A 19,661-nucleotide genomic window follows, 5' to 3' on the forward strand; every position below is an offset into this window, starting at 1 on the left:
ATCTAATTTGTACTTTTGCAAAATGATTAAAAAAGTCATTTTTATTTTTGTATCACTGCTTTTAATTTCATGTGGAAAAGACCCTTCCCCAAAACCTTATGGAGAACTGCGTCTTGAATATCCAGCACCGAAATACCAAAAGTTTGAAAACGATTGTGCCTATACCTTTGAGTACTCGGACTTTGCTTCTATTGCACCTGCTAAAAAACCTTGCTGGTTCTATGTGAATTATCCTAAAATGAAGGCGAAGCTTTTCGTTACCTATTACCCTATACAAAATGACTTTGCAGACCATATAAAAGAAGCTGAAAAAATGGTATATGAGCATACCATCAAAGCCAGTTCCATAGATACGAAATCCTTTGAATACCCTGAAAAGAAAGTATACGGAAACTTCTATGAACTGAAAGGACAGAGTGCTTCCAACCTTCAGTTTTACATTACAGACAGTACGAAACACTTCGTTACTGCTTACTTATACTTTAATACGAGACCGAAACCGGACTCTCTGGCGCCTGCAGTGAACTATATCAAGAATGATATGAAACACATGCTGGATTCTTTTGAATGGAAAAAATAATTACTTTTAATATACATTGAAAAATATATGAAACTTTTAGTTGTAGGAAGTGTTGCATTTGATGCAATTGAAACACCATTTGGTAAAACGGATAAAATTTTAGGAGGTGCAGCCACTTATATCGGAATCACTTCATCAATTTTAGGCGTTAAATCCGGAATTGTTTCTGTAGTAGGAGGAGACTTTCCACAAGAACATCTGGATATGTTTACAGACAGAGGTGTAAATATCGAAGGAATTGAAATTGTAAAAGAAGGAAAAACATTTTTCTGGTCTGGAAAATACCACAACGATCTGAACACAAGAGATACTTTGGTTACAGAAGTAAATGTGCTGGAGAATTTTGATCCAAAAATCCCGGATTCAATGCAGGATGCCGAAATTTTATTACTTGGAAACCTACACCCCGGAGTTCAGTTATCCGTACTTGAAAAAATGAACAACCGTCCTAAACTGGTAATCCTTGATACCATGAATTTCTGGATGGATTCTGCATGGGATATCCTAATGGATATGATTGCAAAAACAGATGTAATTACCATCAATGATGAAGAAGCAAGACAGCTTTCAGGAGAATATTCTTTAGTAAAAGCAGCTAAAAAGATTCATACAATGGGACCTGATTACGTAATCATCAAAAAAGGAGAACACGGAGCTTTACTTTTCCATGACAATAAAGTATTTGCTATTCCGGCACTTCCATTAGAAGATGTTTTCGATCCAACAGGAGCTGGAGATACTTTCGCAGGAGGTTTTGCAGCATATCTTGCTAAAAAAGAGAAAATAGATTTCGATACAATGAAATCAGCTCTTATCGTAGGATCTGCTATGGCTTCATTCACTGTGGAGAAGTTCGGGACAGAAAGAATAGAGGAAGTAAGCGAAGCAGATATGTTCAGCAGATTGAGACAATTCAAAGAATTAACGACTTTTGATGTTGAACTGCAGTAAATAAGTCTTTTTAAGAAATATTTATAATAAAAAATTGAGTGAAATTCGTTAAGAATTCTAAATTTGCAACTTGTTAAAATAGTAAAATGACAAATAAACTAAAAATCACTTTTCTTCTTGGGGTTTTCATCATGATATTCTCTTCAAATATGATGAATGCTCAGTTAAAACAAGGAGATTTGGTGGATGGTATTGCAGCTGTTATCGGGGATGAGATTGTTTTGGAATCTGATGTACTTGAACAAATGAATTATGGGAAACAGCAGGGAGCTGCCAATACAGATAAGTGTGAGTTCCTGGAAAACCTTATCAGCAACAAGCTTCTTGTATACGAAGCAAAAAAAGATACCTTAATTGAAAACCGTTCTGCAGCAATCAAAGAACAGGCTAACGCAAAATACCGTCAGTTGCTTTCTCAATTTCCGGATGAAAAAACATTGCTTGCCGCCTATAAGTTCAGAAACGCTTATGAGATGAAAAACGCTATCGAAAAGATAGACACAGACCAGTATTACGGACAGGCAAAATACCAGAGAGTTACCGATAAAGCTGACGTTACTCCAAATGAGGTGACTGATTTCTACAATATGTATAAATCACAGCTGCCACAGGTAAAAGATGAGGTTACTTTAGCTCAGATTATGATCTATCCTACTTTAACAGAAGCACACAAACAAGAGCTTATCAACAGATTGAAAAAGATCAAGCAGGATATTCTTGGAGGGGAAACTTTCGAGAGCCAGGCCAGAATTTATTCTGAAGATGAAGGATCAGCTGCCAACGGAGGATTATATAAAAATATCAATAAAGGGCAGATGGTGAAGCCATTTGAAGCTGCTGCATTGAACCTTCAGGAAAATGAAATTTCAGATCCTATTGAATCAGAATTCGGATTCCACATTATCCAGTTGCTGAAAAGATCAGGTAAAGTGTATGACGCAAGACATATCCTGTTAAAAGCTGTACCAACTGATGATGAGCTTAAAACTGCAAAAGCAAAACTAGACAGTATCAGAGGTCTTATACTAAATGGTAAAATGACATTTAAAGATGCTGCTTTTAAATTCTCAGATGATAAAAGAACGAAGTTCAACGCAGGGGTAATTCCTGGAGCTGATGGTTCTGATAAAATTGAAAGAGAAAGTATTCCGGGTACAATCAGCTACGAATTGGCAGGATTGAACAAGGGAGACATGACTACTGCTTTTGAAGATGAAGAAAACAAAAGAAAGCAGATCAAGATCATTAAAATTGAAGATGTGATTCCTTCCCACCAGATTACACTGGAAACAGATTTCAGCAGAATCAAACAGATGGCGCTGAATAAAAAGAAAAGTGAAATGGTTGAAAAGTTTGTCAACTCTAAGTTACCGACAACTTTTATCTCTATTGACGGACGCTACGACAGCTGTAGCTTTAAGTCTAACTGGAAGAAACAATCCATGGCAAAATAAAATGAAAACCTTCAGAATTTCTGAAGGTTTTTTTATTATAAGGTTTTAAAAGATGAAAGTCTATGATAGAAATATTGACTTATATTTCCTGGAAAACCGTTGTTTTTAGTATTTTTACGCATGAGCAATTTTATAGATTTCAACGCTGCAAAAAAACTTCATGATATGGAGACTACCCAAAATAGAATTTCACATCTTTTTAATATCAAATATCCCATTATCCAGGCAGGAATGATCTGGCATTCCGGATGGAGGCTCGCTTCTGCGGTTTCCAATTGTGGTGGATTGGGTTTAATTGGAGCAGGAAGTATGTATCCTGATATCCTGAGAGAAAATATCCAGAAATGTAAGCAGGCTACAGATAAACCTTTCGGGGTAAATGTACCGATGTTATACCCTAATATTGAGGAGATCATTCAGATTATTCTTGAAGAAGGAGTCAAAATTGTATTTACATCAGCAGGTAACCCGAAAACTTATACAGAAACCCTTCAGAAAGAAGGAATAAAAGTAGCTCACGTAGTTTCTTCCACCAAATTTGCTGTAAAATGTGAAGATGCAGGAGTAGATGCTATCGTTGCAGAAGGTTTCGAAGCAGGAGGACACAATGGAAGAGATGAAACAACAACATTCTGTCTTATTCCAAACGTAAAGAAGCATATTTCTAAGCCGTTAATTGCTGCAGGAGGAATTGCTTTAGGTTCACAGATCAAAGCGGCAATGATTCTTGGAGCAGATGGCGTACAGATCGGGTCCCGTTTTGCTGCAACTACAGAAGCCAGTGCTCATGAAAACTGGAAAAAGAAAATTACAGAACTGCAGGAAGGAGATACCCACCTTACTTTGAAGGAACTTGCACCCGTAAGAATGGTTAAAAATAAATTTTTCAGTGAACTGGAAGACATTTATCAGATTGGAAGAAATAAAGACGCTTTGGTTGCCTCATTGGGAAGAGCCAGAGCAAAACGAGGAATGTTTGAGGGAGATATGGAAGATGGAGAGCTGGAAATAGGCCAGGTTTCTGCTCTGATTGATGAAATTCTTCCGGTGGAAAGTGTTTTTAGCCATTTGTTGAAAGAATTTGAAGAAACAAGAATGCCAACTTTTTAAATATAATTTTATTCAATGAAGGGAAGAATAATTGATGTAAAGGGTAAAAAATTATATATAGAACACCATAATCCGTTTGAAGGCAGACCTACCATTGTTTTTCTGCATGATTCACTCGGTTCAGTACAGCTTTGGAGAGACTTTCCATCCAAATTATCCGAAGCTGCGCAATGCAATATACTTACTTATGACCGTTTGGGATATGGAAAATCAGGTCCGATGCTTACGCATGAAAGACCGGTAAATTATATGGAGCTGGAAGCAGATCTATTAAATAATGTATTGGCTGAAATGAATATCGATAATGCTATTCTGTTTGGGCACAGTGATGGTGGAACAATTGTTTTGATCACCGCTGCAAAATATCCGGAAAGAGTAAAAGCTATTATTTGTGAAGCAGGACATATCTTTGTGGAAGACGTAACTTTAAAAGGAGTTTATGACGCCTGGGAAGCTTATAAAACAACCAACCTTGCAGAACGTTTGCAGAAATATCATGGTGATAAGGTAGAAATGCTTTTCAGAGCCTGGACAGAAACATGGACGCGTGAAGACTACAGAAGCTGGAACATTGAATATCTGCTGAAAGACATTACTGCTCCATTACTATTTATTCAGGGAGAAGCTGATGAATATGGTACATTGGATCAGCTGGAAAAAACAATTACCCAGGTAAGTGGAATCACCGAAAAATATATCATCCCCGGTATCGGGCATACACCGCATAAAGAAGTTCCCGAACTTGTGCTGGAAAAAGCAACAGCGTTTATCAGTAAAAATTCTTAATCAGAAAGTTTTTTACAATATAAAATAAGGCACCTTGTCATTAGGGTGTCTTATTAATTTAAAAAGGGGGAATAGAAAAAATACAATAATATCCTTAATTACAGCAATCGAAGTTCCTCAGCAATATTTTCCTTTGCCTGAGATTCGTATCTATCCTTAAAATACTCTGTTTTAAAGATGCTCTCAAGTTCCAGAAAATGCTTCAGTACCTTTTTTCGTCCAGGCTTATAAAGAAAATCAGGATAAATAGAGTATTCTTTTCTTATATTCTGCGTGTATTCTAAATAGGTTTTAAAATCTTTGCCCAGTACAGAAAGATCAGCATCTAACAGATAATTGGTGTCTTCCTGATCAGAATGCTGATGAGATTTTGTAGCAAGAATCTGCTCAGAAATAATTGTAATTTTGTCTTTATCTATATGAAGTTCAGCAAGTCTTTTCTCAGCTTTAACAGCACTTTTCTCCTCATTAGACTTGGAAGTCGCATCGTAGATAACGTCATGGTAGAATATTGAAAAAGAAATAGCTGTAAAATCTGAGATTTTCATTTTCACTGTTTCAAGCTCACTAAACATATTTTCAAGATGAAGAAGATTATGATAGTGCCTGCCTTTTTCAGAATACTTGGTTTCAATCTCCTTCCACAGATCGCGAATTAATTGCTGATCTTCTGTAAACGGAGAACAAAGCTGTTCAAATTGATTTTTTAGACTCATTAGAAATAATGGTATAAAAAAAAGGAACTTTTAAAAAGTTCCCTGATTTGCTTCCAGAACAGCCTTTAGCTCAGCCCAGCCTCCGCCGTTATAACCGTCCTTTAATCCTTGACTGTTAAGATACTCCAATGCTTTTCCGCTTCTGTTTCCACTTCTGCAGAATAAGATTACCGGCTTTTCAATAGATAGAATCTCATCCTGTCTATCTTCTACTTCACCTAGAGGAATATTCTTAGCACCATCTATATTACCGTCCATTTCAAGCTCCATTGGCTCACGGACGTCGATTAATTCATAGTTTCCGGATTGTATTACTTCTATTAAAGACATAGTTGTTAAGTTTAAACATTAAATTAGAAACGAAATTACGCAATTTTTTTTTGAAAAAAATCCTAATTAAAACATAATTTTTCAGAAAAGAAGCAGGATAGAAACAGGAGTTCAGGTGAACTTCCACAGAAATCAGAAGATTGATAAAATAATCTTAATTTTGCAGTGTGAAATTATGAATGCAGGCGCTGAAAAATATTCCCAACTGATAAAGTCCAAGGCAAAAAGTTTTGGATTCCAGAGTTGTGGCATTTCTAAAGCTGATTTTCTGGAAGAAGATGCTCCCCATCTTGAAAAATGGCTGAAGAACAATTATAACGGCGAAATGAAGTATATGGAAAATCATTTCGACAAAAGACTTGATCCACGCCTTCTGGTGGAAGGTTCCAAATCTGTTATTTCACTTTCCTACAATTACTTTCCCGAAGAAAAAATTTCAGTATTAGAGAATTATAAGATCTCAAAATATGCTTATGCAGAAGATTATCATGAAGTAATCAAAGAAATTCTCCGTGAGATGGTAGCGGAGCTGCAGGAGGAAATAGGGGAGTTCGGATTTCGTGTTTTTGTGGATTCTGCACCCATTATGGAAAGAAGCTGGGCCAGAAAATCTGGAATTGGGTGGGTAGGAAAAAATGCCAATCTCATTACCAAGCAAAATGGATCTTTTTACTTTCTGGCTGAAATTATCTGTGATCTGGAACTGATTGCTGATCATGCGACCACAGACCATTGCGGAAGCTGCAGAAAATGTATTGATGCATGTCCCACAGATGCTATTGTTTCTGAAAAAATTATTGATGGAAGCCGTTGTATTTCTTATGCAACCATAGAGCTCAAAAATGAAATTCCGGATTATTTTAAAGATAAGATGGAAGACTGGATGTTCGGCTGTGACATTTGTCAGGATGTTTGCCCGTGGAACCGTTTTTCAGTACCCAATAAACAAAGCCGTTTCAAGCCTAATGAAGCTCTGAAAAACTTCAAAAAAGGAGAATGGAAAGAAATTACTCAGGAAATTTTCTCGGAAATTTTCAGAAAGTCCCCCGTAAAAAGAACCAAATTTGCAGGGCTCAAGAGAAATATTGAGTTTTTACAGAAGTCTTCTGACTGATTTTTCCCTGAACTTTCGGTGACAATCCCTCCTTTGGAATTTTTTATAGTTCCAAACCAGAGCTGATAATCGACCATTCCTTAAATTTTTGGCTTTAAGGAGGTAAAGATTTATATCAATAAGTTTTTTGAAAAGCCTTTCCTATAAAGAAAAAAAGATTTTCAGGAGATCAGAATCTCACCGAAAATCAACGTTTTTTTTGTATTCTTTTAGGAGCAGTTTTTACTCTTACTTTAAACCTTTTTTGGGATTTAGTATTTTTACGCATATTTGTGAATATTTCGTAACTAAATATAGCTAATTTTTCGATTAAAACAAATACTTTTACTAAAATTAAAGATTAAATTTTATTAAAAAACATGACCGTGAAAACTATATTAATGTATCTTCTGAAAGTGATAGGAATTATTTTAGGTATTGTGATTATTTATGTAATCCTTGGGTTACTGATTCCTTATATCCCCGTTTCTGCAAAAGATGATGGGCAGAAGAAAGAAATTCCAATCTATATTTATACCAATGGAGTACATACCGATATAGTAATGCCAGTAAAAAACGACCTTCAGGACTGGAGCCGGAAGATTCCTTTTGCTAATACAAAATCAAAAAAAACAGATTATCAGTATATCGGAATAGGCTGGGGAGATAAAGGATTCTATCTTGATACTCCCACCTGGGCAGATCTGAAATTTTCAACTGCTGTGAAAGCTGCATTCTGGCTAAGCGATTCAGCAATGCACTGTACTTATTACCATACTATGAAAGAAGGGGATGATTGTAAAATGATTATGATCAGCAGAAACCAGTATGAGAATCTGGTAAAATTTGTAGAAGATAAATTTGACAGAGATCAGAACGGTAACTTCATGTTAATTCCTACAAATGCAGTGTACAGTGATAATGATGCCTTTTATGATGCAAAAGGTACCTACAGCTTTCTTTATACTTGTAATACCTGGTCAAATAATGCTTTAAAGGCTGCAGGGCAGAAAGCAGCACTTTGGACTCCGTCAGATTTCGGAATTTTTCAGCACTATAAATAATTCATGAAAGGGGTTTATCTGTTTTTCATTGCGCTTTGGTTGTGTTCATGTTCTCAGGAGAAGAAAAGCAGTATCATACATACTGCAGAAATACCTGCTATTACTGAAAAAAAGCCTGTTGCAGACTCATCCAGGATAAAAATAAAAGCAGAAGAAGCATTGAAGTTCTGTAACTCAAATAATCTTAACAATAATTTCTGCATCCTTATTGATATGAGTCTCCATTCCGGGGTGAATCGCTTTTTTGTCTGGGACTTTAAAAATAATAAGATTTCAAAAAAATACCTGGTAGGCCATGGCTGTGGTTCCAATTCATGGAGTAAAGATGATTCTAAAGCAAATCCGGAATTCAGTAATGAAGACGGAAGCCACCTTTCCTCCTTAGGGAAATACAAGCTTGAGGGAAGAGGCTACAGCGACTGGGGAATCAATATAAAATACCTGATGCACGGCCTTGAAGAAACAAACAGCAATGCTTTAAAAAGGTTTATTGTCTTTCATTCCTGGAATATGATGAGTGATACTGAAGTTTTCCCGAACGGATCTCCCGAAGGATGGGGTTGTCCCACCATTTCCAACAACGCGATGAAGGAAATTGATCCAATGATTCAGAAATCAGGAAAACCTGTACTGATGTGGATATATAATTAAATCTTTGTTATACATTTGTTTTGTAACAATCATGTAAATTGATTCCGTCTTATGAAACATACGCTTTTCCGCGAACAGCAGCTCAATTGTGATATAGAAACCGCCTGGAAGTTCTTTTCTTCAGCTAATAACCTTTCAGAAATTACTCCGAAAGACATGGGCTTTATTGTATTGACAGAAATGGCAGATGATGAAATCTATGAAGGAATGCTCATCGATTATTATGTTTCCCCATTATTCGGTATTAAAATGAAATGGCAGACGGAGATCATCCACGTTGATTTTCAAAAAAACTTTATTGATTTCCAGAAAAAAGGGCCTTATAAATTATGGAACCACCATCATGAATTTATTCCAAATGAAGATGGCGTTCTGATGAGAGATACCATAGACTATGAACTACCTATGGGGTTTTTAGGCGAAATTGCTCACCGCCTTTTCGTCAGAAAGAAACTGGAACATATTTTTGATTACCGTTTTCGGATACTGAGTAAATTGTTCTAGCTATTCAATTTTAATTATTCAATGGAAACGGGTTTTAGCCTGTTAATAATAAACCAAAATTCAACTGGCTTTATCCAACATCTAAATTATAAGTTAGTAGAATTATCATCCATTGTTTAAGTTTTTTTAACAGTTCTATGACTCGATTTTCCAGTAGAAATGCCTATTTTTGCAGGAATATCGTTTTTACTGAAAAACTAATGTGTTCTGATTGACATGGCAGGTCTGAGGTCATTTTTCTTATTTTATATTATGCTGGTTTTTACCCTTTTCAATTCGAATTGGGCAGAAAAATCATTGCAGAATATTCCTCATGTTCCCCACGTAACCAATATTCATCTTCTGGATGTTTACGAAGAGGCAGATATGAACACACATGCACTACCTGCTGCTGCCAAAATTGTAAAACATTCCGTTAAAAAAAATGATCCCGCAATTGCAGATTTTTCAGGAATATTAAAAGTTATTCCCAAAATCACGCTTCCGGAGATTGCTGTATCTACTATTTGTGGAGTTAAATCTTTTCTCCATCTCCTCCAGTTGTACTAGGTTTAAGTTATTGAACATCAAATCATTTTAACGAAAATTTTATAACTTAAACATTTGAGAATGTATTTTAAAACTGTAATAATTTGCCTTCTGGCAACATTATTCGCTGTGTCATGCAGTAAAGACAAGGAGAAAAATAATAAAAGAGACAAAGAAGTTCCCGTACTGGAAATCAAAGAAAAAGATACATTGGTGAGCAACCAGTTTGTCACTGATATCCAGGCTAAAAAAAACGTAGAAATGCGATCCAGAATAGGTGGTATTATACAGCATATTTATGTAAATGAGGGACAATTTGTACATCAGGGGCAGGCTTTATTTAAAATCAATGATGCCGAGCTGCAGATGGAACTTCTGAAAGCCAATGCGGCACTAAAGCAGACAGAAGCTGATGTCCGTATTGCAGAAGTAGAATTGAAGCAGATTCAGAGTCTTCATGCTAAAAAATTTGTGGCCAACAATGAGTTGGAAATGGTGAAGGCAAAGTTATCTTCCGCTAAAGCAAAACATGCTTTTGCCGATGCAGAGAAGAGAACGGTTCTTCAGAAAATAAGCTTTACAAAGATTACGGCACCCTTTGACGGGGTGATTGATGTGATTCCTCATAAAGACGGAAGTTTGGTAGAAAATGGCACGTTGCTGACTACTTTGTCTCAGTTGAATGAAGTATATGCGTATTTCTCAATTCCTGAAAATCTGTATTTTGAGCTTCTGGCCAACGACAAGATCGGAAGCCATCAAAAGATCGAACTGACTTTGCCAAACGGAGTCAATTACCAGTTCAACGGAGCCTTGAAAACCGCTGAAGGGGAAATCGACAGAACCACAGGTTCCATCCGTTATAAAGTACTTTTCCCGAATCCGGACCGTCTGATCAAGCATGGTACTTCCGGGAAGCTTATTATTTCCGAACATCAGGCTGACGCTATTCTTATCCCACAAAAATCTACCTTCTCCATCCAGGATAAGACCTACGTTTTTGTAGTAGACAAACAGAATAAAGTGAAGATGACCAGTATTAAGATCGGAACCACATTAAGAGATTCTTATATGATAGAAAGCGGTCTTAAAAAAGGAGATTTAATCATTTATGAAGGAACTCAGTCTTTGAAAGACGGTGATATCATCAAAATCAAAAAGAAGTATTAACCTTTCATAATCTTTAAATCTATTTACTATGGTAGAAATGTTTATAAGACGAAAGGTTCTTTCGTTGGTTATTTCCATATTGTTTGTATTACTGGGAATTATGGCATTACTGAAGATGCCGATCACTCAGTTTCCGGATATTGTACCACCTTCAGTAACCGTTACGGCAAAATATACAGGAGCTAATGCCGAAGTATCTGCCAATGCTGTGGCTCTTCCTCTGGAAAGGGCAATCAATGGAGTACCGGGAATGACGTATATGTCTACGGTTACTTCAAATGACGGTCTTACCCTTATCCAGGTATTCTTTGAAGTTGGGACAGATCCTGATGTAGCAGCGGTAAATGTTCAGAACAGGGTGACAACCATTCTTGATGAGCTTCCTGAAGAAGTGATCAGGGCCGGAGTTACCACTGAAAAAGAGGTGAACAGTATGCTGATGTACCTCAATATCACAAGTACAGATCCAAGCCAGGATGAGCAGTTCATCTATAATTTTACGGATATTAATGTCCTTCAGGAGCTAAAACGTATTGATGGAGTAGGACGTGCTGAGATTATGGGGCAGAAAGAATACTCAATGAGAGTATGGCTGGATCCGCAGAAAATGGCAGCTTACAGTATTTCTGCAGATGAGGTGATCACTTCTCTGCAAAAGCAGAATATTTCCGCGGCACCGGGAAAAGTGGGAGAAACATCCGGGAAAACTTCCAGCCAGCTTCAATATGTGATCAAATATAAAGGGAAGTTTTTTGAGCCTAAACAATATGAAGAAGTTCCCATCAGATCTGATGTTGATGGAACAATCTTAAAGCTTAAAGATATTGCTAAAGTTGAATTCGGAGCGATGAACTACGGAATGGTTTCCAAAACAGACGGAAGACCATCCGCATCCATCATGATGAAGCAGCGTCCCGGTTCCAATGCTTCCGAAGTTATTGAAAGTGTAAAGGCAAAAATGGAAGAATTAAAAGTCACATCCTTCCCTCCCGGAATGGAGTATAACATGGCTTATGATGTTTCCAGATTTTTGGATGCTTCCATCAGTGCGGTATTGACAACCCTTATTGAAGCTTTTATTCTGGTAGGAATTGTCGTATTTATCTTTCTTCAGGACTGGCGTTCCACTTTAATCCCTGTATTGGCTGTACCTGTAGCATTGGTAGGAACTTTTGCCTTCATGAATATGCTTGATTTCTCTGTCAATCTTTTAACATTGTTTGCATTGGTTCTTGCCATTGGAATTGTTGTCGATAATGCCATTGTCGTCGTTGAAGCCGTCCACGTGAAAATGGAAGAAGGAATGAATGCAATGGATGCCACCATCAGCGCTACCAAAGAAATTGCAGGAGCTGTAGTTGCGATTACGATTGTAATGTCTGCCGTATTTATTCCTGTGGCGTTTCTTGATGGTCCGGTAGGAGTGTTTTACCGTCAGTTTTCATTGACATTGGCAATCAGTATTGTGATTTCCGGAGTGAATGCATTGACGCTTACTCCGGCGCTTTGTGCTATTATTTTAAAACCCCACAATCATGATAAAAAGAAAACTATCATCGATAGGGCTTTCCAGAGTTTCAATACAGGATTTGAAAGACTGACTAATGGTTATGTAGGTATTTTATCAAAATTTGCTACAAGAACTACAGTGACTTTCGGACTGTTATTTTTATTTGTCGGATTGACTTTTGTGACCAGCAAATTCCTGCCAACAGGGTTTATTCCAATGGAAGATCAGGGAATGGTCTATGTAAGTGTGACGACCCCACAGGGAGCAACGGTAGAAAGGACTGAAAAAGTATTGGATGAAGTTACGGTTATTGCCAAAAAGATTAAAGGAGTAGAAAATGTGACTACGCTTGCGGGATACAGTATTGTGACAGAGATTGCAGGTTCATCTTATGGAATGGCGATGATCAATCTTAAAGACTGGAAAGAAAGAAATATTTCGGTAAATGATCTGATCGCGGAGCTTTCTGATAAAACAAAAAGCATAGCAGATGCCCAGATTGAGATCTTTGCACCGCCCACAGTTCCGGGATTCGGTAATACCAGTGGTTTTGAACTTCGTTTGCTGGACAGAACCGGCGGAACCATTGAGAATACAGATAAAATCACTAAGGACTTTGTTAAAAAACTAAATGAAGCTCCTGAATTACAGAACAGTTTTACCAGTTTTGATGCTACTTTTCCGCAATATATGATCAATGTGGATTATGATATGGCAGCGAAGAAAGGAATTTCTGTAGATAATGCTATGTCTACATTACAGACGATGCTGGGATCTTATTACGCTACGAATTTTATCCGTTTCAGCCAGATGTATAAAGTGATGGTACAGGCAAGTCCGGAGCATAGAGATACCCCTGAAAGCATTCTGAATTTATATTTAAAGAATGATAAGGGTGAAATGGTTCCGTTCTCCACATTCATCACCATTGAAAAAGTGTATGGCCCTGAAGTACTGACGAGGTACAATATGTACATGTCTGCTATGATCAATGGAGAGCCTGCAGACGGCTACAGCTCCGGAGATGCCATTGCTGCCGTAGAACGTGTTGCCAAAGAGACACTGCCAAGAGGGTTTGATGTTGAATGGTCGGGGATGACAAGAGAAGAGATCTTATCAGGAAACCAGACTGTTTACATCTTCGCGATCTGCCTTTTATTCGTCTATCTTTTACTGGCGGCACAATATGAAAGCTTTCTTCTTCCCATGCCTGTATTATTAAGCCTTCCGACAGGAATCTTCGGTTCCTACATCGCATTGGTACTCGCGGGATTGGATAATAATATTTATGCACAGGTAGCATTGGTCATGCTGATCGGACTTTTAGCTAAAAATGCCATTCTGATCGTAGAATTTGCGGTTGCGAGAAATAAACAGGGCTATGATATCATTCCGGCAGCCATTGAAGGGGCAAGACAGCGTCTGAGGCCTATTCTGATGACCTCTTTTGCATTCGTAGCAGGGCTTATTCCATTATGTATTGCATCAGGAGCAGGAGCAATAGGTAATCGTTCCATTGGTACAGCCGCAGCAGGAGGAATGCTGATAGGAACTATTTTCGGACTGGTAGTGATTCCGGGACTGTATATATTCTTTGCAAAACTTGAAAATAAGAAGAAAGATGAAAAGATTAAATCATAGAAATATAATATTCGGAATTGCTTCATTGAGCCTTGTTTCATGTGCAGTTCCTAAAGTAACCGAGTTGAAAAAAGCCCAGGAACTACCGATTGAAATTATCAAAACAGATAAAAATAAAACTTCGGATGAGTTTCAGCAGATCAACCTGAAGGCTTACTTTACAGATCCGCAGCTGCTCGAACTTTTTGATAGAGTGGTTCAGGCCAATCCGGATTTCCAGATTGCGCAGCAAAGAGTGGAAATTGCGAACAGTTTCCTTCAAAGATCGAAAATGGATTTACTGCCTTCCCTTGAAGTAGGGGTGGAGGCTTCCGGAAACAGGTACGGAAAATATACCATGGAAGGAGTAGGGAACTATGATACCAATCTTTCACCCAATATTAAGGAAAATCAGAAAATCAACAGAGACTTTACCCCTAATTACTGGGTAGGAGCAAGAAGCAGCTGGGAAATTGATGCATGGGGGAAACTTAAGAATAAAAAGATTGCTGCACAGAAGAAATTTCTGGCTTCAACAGAAGGGCTGAGATTATTACAGGTAGAGCTTTTTACTGATATTGCTAATTTGTATTATCAGTTGGTAGCCTTAGACAATCGTCTTGCCATTTATCAGAAGAATTACAACCTTCAGCAGAGAGCATTTGAAATTGTCCTGGCGCAGCGTGAAGTAGGAAAGGCTACAGAATTGGCTGTACAGCAGTTCAAAGCACAGAATAACAACTGGTTGGCAGAAATCGAACATATAAGGGTGGAAATTGTTACTGTAGAGCAGGCTATTACCACGTTGACGGGAAGCTACGGCGGAGATGTAAAACGTGGAAAAATATTGATGCCTACCAATATGGAAGTATTAAATAAAACCATTAATGTGGAAGGAGTAATCCATTCCAGGCCGGATGTAGCGGCGAACTATTATGTTTTAGAAGCTTCTCAGGCTGATGCCAAGGCTGCGAGAGCTGCTTTTTACCCTAAGATTGACCTTGGTGCAGGTTTCGGACTGAATTCTTTTTCTGTAGAGACATTATTTAAACCAAGTTCTCTGGCAGGGCAATTGTTGGGTGGATTAATGGTTCCTGTTTTTAATAAAGGGCAGTTGAAATATGAATTCAAAGTGGCGAGTAAAGAGCAGGAAATTGCTTTTTTAAACTATCAGAAAAGCATTACAACTGCTTTTAACGAGCTTCAATCGATTCTGAAACAGACTAAGATCTATGAACGTGTTTTGAAACTGAAATCAGAAGAAGTAGGTTTTCTTGACCGTGGTGTGGAGGTTTCCAACGATCTATATCTGACAGGATATGCGAATTATTTTGAACTGATCAACTCTCAGAAGAGCAAACTCACCGCTGAATTGGATTTATTACAGTTCCAGCACCAGAATACCAGAAATAACGTCCTGCTGTTTAAAGCACTGGGAGGGAAACTGGATTAATTTTTACTTTTTTTTACGATGAAGGAAGCTGTCTTTTAGGCAGCTTCTTTTATTTTTTATTGTGTTCTACGGATTCCCGTAATCTTCATTGAAATAATTCCGGGATATTTATCATCTGATAAAAATAATAACCATAAAAATTTGAAGAAAATCTCAAGGGGAGTATTTAACCTGAAACACAGTTAAAGTGTAAAATTGTTGAGATCCTGAATTTACAGATGGCTGCTCCATGTGTCTGCGTGAGAATCTAACTTTAATAAGTCGAGATATTTTTTATATGATTAAAAAAAGAGACTGTCCAAAGGGCAGTCTCTTTCTGTATTTTTTAAAACATAGCTGCTTACAGCAGATTGTTTTATGCGTAAGTATTATTTAACAAGCTGAATTTCAACAGCGGAGAATCCTTTAGGAGACTTTTCTTTTTCAAAAGATACTTTGTTTCCTTTTTTTACCGGCTCTGCACAGTTGTTGTTGTGGAAGAAGACATTTTCTTTAGAATTATCTTCAGTGATGAAACCATATCCTTTTTCACTAAGGAAAGTAACAATTCCTGTTTTTCTTGGATCTTCCTCAATAATAGGAGCAGCACCCAGTTGAATATCATCAAGGTTTACTTCCTGTCTTTGTTCAGGTGGAGTAGAAGTTAATCTTCCGAATTCGTCTACATACATGAAAACATCCTCCGCTCCTTTGTTGTTGTTAGTTTTACGTTCTTCGCGTCTTAGCGCTTTTTCTTTTTGCTTTTGAATTTTTTTCTTGAAATTTTCCTTTTTAGAAAAAGAATCTGCCATAAATTATTTTTAGTATTTAGTTTCTATAAATTAATTGGTTCAATCTGGTCTGTTTTAGACCCCTATAAAGCCTGGCTATGTTTTCTGTTTTGGATAATCCCAATCATACAGAGCTTTAAAATTCCGACAAGTATTGTTCTTAGTAGAAGAATAAAAGTTTAAAATATGGCTGCTCAAAAAGCAAAGACTGAATAAAAAATATTCAGGTCGTTACAGAAAACAAAGTATTGACTTGGTTATTTAATGTACAAATATACAACAATAAAATGAATTATCAGGTTTTAAATGATTGATTATCAGAAATGGTTTTACGGCAGATCTGCCGGGGTACTTTATAGTCTGAGTGTAAGACGATAATGAGAGCCAGAACAAGGGCATAAAAAAATCCCCAGAATACTGAGGATTATAAAAAAATATATTATAAAAATGAAGTGGTGTATAATACGGCTGGAAAAGCATCAAATGTTATGCCTAAAATTGACGTGTAATAGTGAATTATATAGCTTTGTTTAATATACAAGGGCTTTACTAAGTCATATATGGCTGGTAAATAGCATTCTATTAAAAAATATTGTTTACATAAAAAAATGTAAATATTTCTTTCTCAGTTTAAAATTAGAATCAGAAAAACTGCTGATAGTTCTATTGAATTTAATACAAATTCCGAAAATTTCACCATGTTGTGGCCGTTTTTATTATCCATCTTTGCCTCATTAACATTTAAAAATAAAATCAATGTCAACACAAAATGTAAAAGGAAAAGTTGTTTTAATTGCTGGAGGAGGTAAAAACCTGGGAGGACTGTTAAGTAGAGATTTTGCAGCAAAAGGCGCAAAACTGGCAATACATTACAACAGTGAAAGCTCTAGAGCTGATAGCGAAAAAACACTTGCTGAGGTACAGGCATTAGGAGCAGAAGCATTTTTGTTTCAGGGTGATCTTACCAAAGTAGATAATATTACAAAATTCTTTGATGAAGCAGTTTCTCGTTTCGGTGGGATTGATATTGCGATCAATACTGTAGGAATGGTACTTAAAAAGCCATTTGCTGAAACTACAGAAGAAGAATATGATACCATGTTTAATGTCAACTCAAAATCAGCTTACTTCTTTTTGCAGGAAGCTGGTAAAAAACTGAACAATCAGGGGAAAATCTGTACTATTGTTACTTCATTGCTGGCGGCATACACAGGACTGTATTCTACTTATGCAGGAGCAAAAGCACCGGTAGAGCATTTTACAAGAGCTGCTTCTAAAGAATTTGGAGGAAGAGGAATTTCTGTAACGGCTGTAGCACCTGGCCCAATGGATACTCCTTTCTTCTATGGACAGGAAACGGATGATGCAGTTGCTTATCATAAATCAGCATCAGCATTGGGAGGCCTTACAGATATTAAAGATATCGCTCCGCTGGTAGAATTTCTGGTAACAGAAGGCTGGTGGATTACCGGGCAGACCATTTTTGCTAACGGAGGATATACAACAAGATAATCTATTGGGTAATCCATAAAAAAAAGAAACTCACTGAAACAGCTTTCAGTGAGTTTTATTTTAGAAGAAATCAGGAAATTAAGTGGCTTTTACCTTTCCTTTTTCCAATATACTTTTAATGATAAAGAATAAACCGAGAAGAACAAAAGGAATACTCAGCAGCTGTCCCATATTCAGGCTCATTCCGTGCTCAAATTCTACCTGGTCTACTTTGATGAACTCGATCAGAATTCTCATGATGAAGATCAACAGAATACTGATTCCGAAATAAAACCCTTTTCCGATTTTAAATATGTTTTTCTTGTAAATAAAATACACGGAAAGGAAAATAATAAAATAAGAAATAGCTTCATAAAGCTGTGCTGGGTGTCTCGGAAGATCATCTACCTGACGGAATATAAAAGCCCATGGAACATCCGTAGGAATTCCAATAATTTCAGAATTCATAAGATTGGCCAGCCTTATAAAAGTACCACCCAACGGAAGTACAATCGCTATAGCATCTAAAACCGTCATGAACGGGATAGAAAATTTTCTTGCATATATAAGAAGCATGATCACCAATCCGATACCACCACCATGACTGGCAAGTCCTGCAAATCCTGTAAAGTGGTAAGTTCCGTCCACTCCTTTCTGAATCGGTAATAATATTTCAAGCGGATGCTGAGAATAATAGTCGAAATCATAAAAAAGACAGTGTCCCAGTCTGGCACCCACTAGAATTCCTATAAGTGCATAAGAGAATAAAGCTTCATGAGCCTGCGAACTAAGGCCTTCTTTTTTATAAATACGTTTTAAAATATTTAAACATAAAACCAGTCCTGCAAGAAATAGTATTCCGTAATATTTTAAAGGAAACCCTAAGATATTGACGATTTCGGGATTGACATCCCAGTTGATATATAATAAATTCATTCCTGCAAAGATAAGAAATTAGGAATTTCTGAACAGGCTGGCCGTATTCCTGTGTTTTTTAATTTGATTTTCAGAATGCTAAGGATGGATTTCACCTAAAAGATAAAATTATATTTCTGAGCAGAATAAGGTTTTTATCAGTGATAAGAATGAATATAATTTAAAATGATTCTTGATGAAACATTTGGTAACTTTAACCTGCACCAAAACAAAAAGTTATGCATCATCAGTTGGAAAAACATTATGTAAACAGGGTAGGCTGGCTTCGGGCAGCTGTATTGGGAGCGAATGACGGGTTATTATCCACTACCAGTATTGTTATCGGGGTTGCGGCTGCGGAACCAGACCGGCATATCATTATTCTTGCGGCATTGGCGGGTATGATTGCGGGGGCTATGTCTATGGCAGCGGGGGAATATGTTTCCGTGAGTTCACAGGAAGATACCGAGAAGGCAGATTTATTTCGCGAAAAACATGAACTTGAGCAAATGCCTGAAATAGAACTTAGAGAACTTGCTAAAGTGTATGAAAAACGAGGATGCACCAAAGAAACAGCGATGCAGGTAGCTATTGAACTTACAGAACACGATGCATTGGGAGCGCATGCCCGTGATGAATTAGGCATTAATGAAATAACGCAGGCGAAACCATTGCAGGCAGCGATGGCTTCATTCAGTTCATTTGCGGTGGGCGCTTTATTGCCGTTTAGCGTTTCTCTTTTGGCACCTCTTAAACAAATGGTGTATTTCCAATACGGCTTTTCAATTATATTTTTAATGCTTTTGGGAGCAATCTCTGCAAGAGCGGGAGGTTCCAATATTAAAGTCGCAGTATTGAGGATCTGTTTCTGGGGAACCGTTGCAATGGGAATTACAGCATTTGTAGGGCATATTTTCGGAGTCAATGTAGCGTAAAGGCTATGAAAATTATTTACATTTTATATA

Annotated in this window: 19 protein-coding genes; 15 read left to right on the plus strand and 4 right to left on the minus strand. The window is 37.2% G+C overall.

What is annotated here, in order from left to right:
* Window positions 1-22 precede the first annotated feature (22 nt).
* The 5 genes from gldD to KIK00_RS21320 all read left to right on the plus strand — a co-directional run bounded on the left by gldD (window position 23) and on the right by KIK00_RS21320 (window position 4,881).
* Window positions 23-580, plus strand: a complete 558-nt coding sequence (gldD, locus tag KIK00_RS21300; RefSeq protein WP_223600534.1) for a gliding motility lipoprotein GldD — start codon at window positions 23-25, stop codon at window positions 578-580.
* Window positions 581-607: 27 nt separating this feature from the next.
* Window positions 608-1,531 carry a PfkB family carbohydrate kinase gene (locus KIK00_RS21305; protein ID WP_255814267.1) on the plus strand — a complete coding sequence of 308 codons (924 nt, stop codon included), beginning with the start codon at window positions 608-610 and terminating at the stop codon, window positions 1,529-1,531.
* An 86-nt stretch (window positions 1,532-1,617) separates the two neighbouring features.
* Complete coding sequence (locus KIK00_RS21310) at window positions 1,618-2,985, plus strand: peptidylprolyl isomerase (RefSeq protein ID WP_255814268.1); 1,368 nt, start codon at window positions 1,618-1,620, stop codon at window positions 2,983-2,985.
* Window positions 2,986-3,105: 120 nt separating this feature from the next.
* Entirely contained in the window at window positions 3,106-4,095 is a 990-nt protein-coding gene (locus tag KIK00_RS21315) for a nitronate monooxygenase family protein (RefSeq protein ID WP_255814269.1), read from the plus strand.
* A gap of 15 nt (window positions 4,096-4,110) precedes the next feature.
* On the plus strand, window positions 4,111-4,881 hold the full coding sequence (locus KIK00_RS21320) for an alpha/beta fold hydrolase (RefSeq protein WP_255814270.1): 771 nt from the start codon (window positions 4,111-4,113) through the stop codon (window positions 4,879-4,881).
* Between the two features lie 98 nt (window positions 4,882-4,979).
* Here the strand turns inward: KIK00_RS21320 and KIK00_RS21325 are convergent, their stop codons facing one another.
* Window positions 4,980-5,597 (minus strand): hypothetical protein, encoded by a 618-nt coding sequence (locus KIK00_RS21325; protein WP_255814271.1) that lies wholly within the window; start codon window positions 5,595-5,597, stop codon window positions 4,980-4,982.
* A gap of 30 nt (window positions 5,598-5,627) precedes the next feature.
* A complete protein-coding gene (locus KIK00_RS21330; RefSeq protein WP_255814272.1) occupies window positions 5,628-5,927 on the minus strand; it encodes a rhodanese-like domain-containing protein in 300 nt (99 codons plus the stop codon).
* Between the two features lie 175 nt (window positions 5,928-6,102).
* On the opposite strand from KIK00_RS21330, the gene queG reads away from it, so the two are divergent.
* From queG to KIK00_RS21370, 8 genes are all read left to right on the plus strand, one after another.
* Window positions 6,103-7,041, plus strand: coding sequence for a tRNA epoxyqueuosine(34) reductase QueG (gene queG / locus KIK00_RS21335; RefSeq protein WP_255814273.1), 939 nt, complete (start codon window positions 6,103-6,105; stop codon window positions 7,039-7,041).
* 359 nt (window positions 7,042-7,400) lie between these two features.
* Window positions 7,401-8,084 (plus strand): TIGR02117 family protein, encoded by a 684-nt coding sequence (locus KIK00_RS21340; RefSeq protein ID WP_255814274.1) that lies wholly within the window; start codon window positions 7,401-7,403, stop codon window positions 8,082-8,084.
* 3 nt (window positions 8,085-8,087) lie between these two features.
* Window positions 8,088-8,735, plus strand: coding sequence for a murein L,D-transpeptidase catalytic domain-containing protein (locus KIK00_RS21345; protein ID WP_255814275.1), 648 nt, complete (start codon window positions 8,088-8,090; stop codon window positions 8,733-8,735).
* Between the two features lie 51 nt (window positions 8,736-8,786).
* Complete coding sequence (locus KIK00_RS21350) at window positions 8,787-9,239, plus strand: SRPBCC family protein (protein WP_255814276.1); 453 nt, start codon at window positions 8,787-8,789, stop codon at window positions 9,237-9,239.
* Window positions 9,240-9,491: 252 nt separating this feature from the next.
* Window positions 9,492-9,788, plus strand: a complete 297-nt coding sequence (locus tag KIK00_RS21355; protein WP_149388227.1) for a hypothetical protein — start codon at window positions 9,492-9,494, stop codon at window positions 9,786-9,788.
* Window positions 9,789-9,848: 60 nt separating this feature from the next.
* The gene (locus KIK00_RS21360; protein ID WP_255814277.1) at window positions 9,849-10,937 is read left to right on the plus strand and encodes an efflux RND transporter periplasmic adaptor subunit; all 1,089 of its coding nucleotides are present in this window, start codon (window positions 9,849-9,851) and stop codon (window positions 10,935-10,937) included.
* 28 nt (window positions 10,938-10,965) lie between these two features.
* Window positions 10,966-14,088: an efflux RND transporter permease subunit gene (locus KIK00_RS21365; RefSeq protein WP_255814278.1), complete on the plus strand. Its 3,123-nt coding sequence runs from the start codon at window positions 10,966-10,968 to the stop codon at window positions 14,086-14,088.
* Window positions 14,069-15,520, plus strand: coding sequence for an efflux transporter outer membrane subunit (locus KIK00_RS21370; RefSeq protein ID WP_255814279.1), 1,452 nt, complete (start codon window positions 14,069-14,071; stop codon window positions 15,518-15,520). Before KIK00_RS21365 ends, KIK00_RS21370 begins: the two co-directional genes overlap by 20 nt.
* Before the next feature lie 368 nt (window positions 15,521-15,888).
* Here KIK00_RS21370 and KIK00_RS21375 read toward each other — a convergent pair whose 3' ends face one another.
* Window positions 15,889-16,311: a cold shock domain-containing protein gene (locus tag KIK00_RS21375; RefSeq protein ID WP_255814280.1), complete on the minus strand. Its 423-nt coding sequence runs from the start codon at window positions 16,309-16,311 to the stop codon at window positions 15,889-15,891.
* A gap of 735 nt (window positions 16,312-17,046) precedes the next feature.
* Here KIK00_RS21375 and KIK00_RS21380 point away from each other — a divergent pair.
* Window positions 17,047-17,802, plus strand: coding sequence for an SDR family oxidoreductase (locus KIK00_RS21380; protein WP_255814281.1), 756 nt, complete (start codon window positions 17,047-17,049; stop codon window positions 17,800-17,802).
* Window positions 17,803-17,880: 78 nt separating this feature from the next.
* On the opposite strand, the gene lgt is transcribed toward KIK00_RS21380, so the two are convergent.
* Window positions 17,881-18,717 carry a prolipoprotein diacylglyceryl transferase gene (gene lgt, locus KIK00_RS21385; protein WP_255814282.1) on the minus strand — a complete coding sequence of 279 codons (837 nt, stop codon included), beginning with the start codon at window positions 18,715-18,717 and terminating at the stop codon, window positions 17,881-17,883.
* A gap of 218 nt (window positions 18,718-18,935) precedes the next feature.
* On the opposite strand from lgt, the gene KIK00_RS21390 reads away from it, so the two are divergent.
* Window positions 18,936-19,631 (plus strand): VIT family protein, encoded by a 696-nt coding sequence (locus KIK00_RS21390; RefSeq protein WP_255814283.1) that lies wholly within the window; start codon window positions 18,936-18,938, stop codon window positions 19,629-19,631.
* Window positions 19,632-19,661: the final 30 nt, after the last annotated feature.

This window comes from Chryseobacterium sp. MA9, assembly GCF_024399315.1.
In the GTDB taxonomy this organism is placed as follows: Bacteria; Bacteroidota; Bacteroidia; order Flavobacteriales; family Weeksellaceae; genus Chryseobacterium.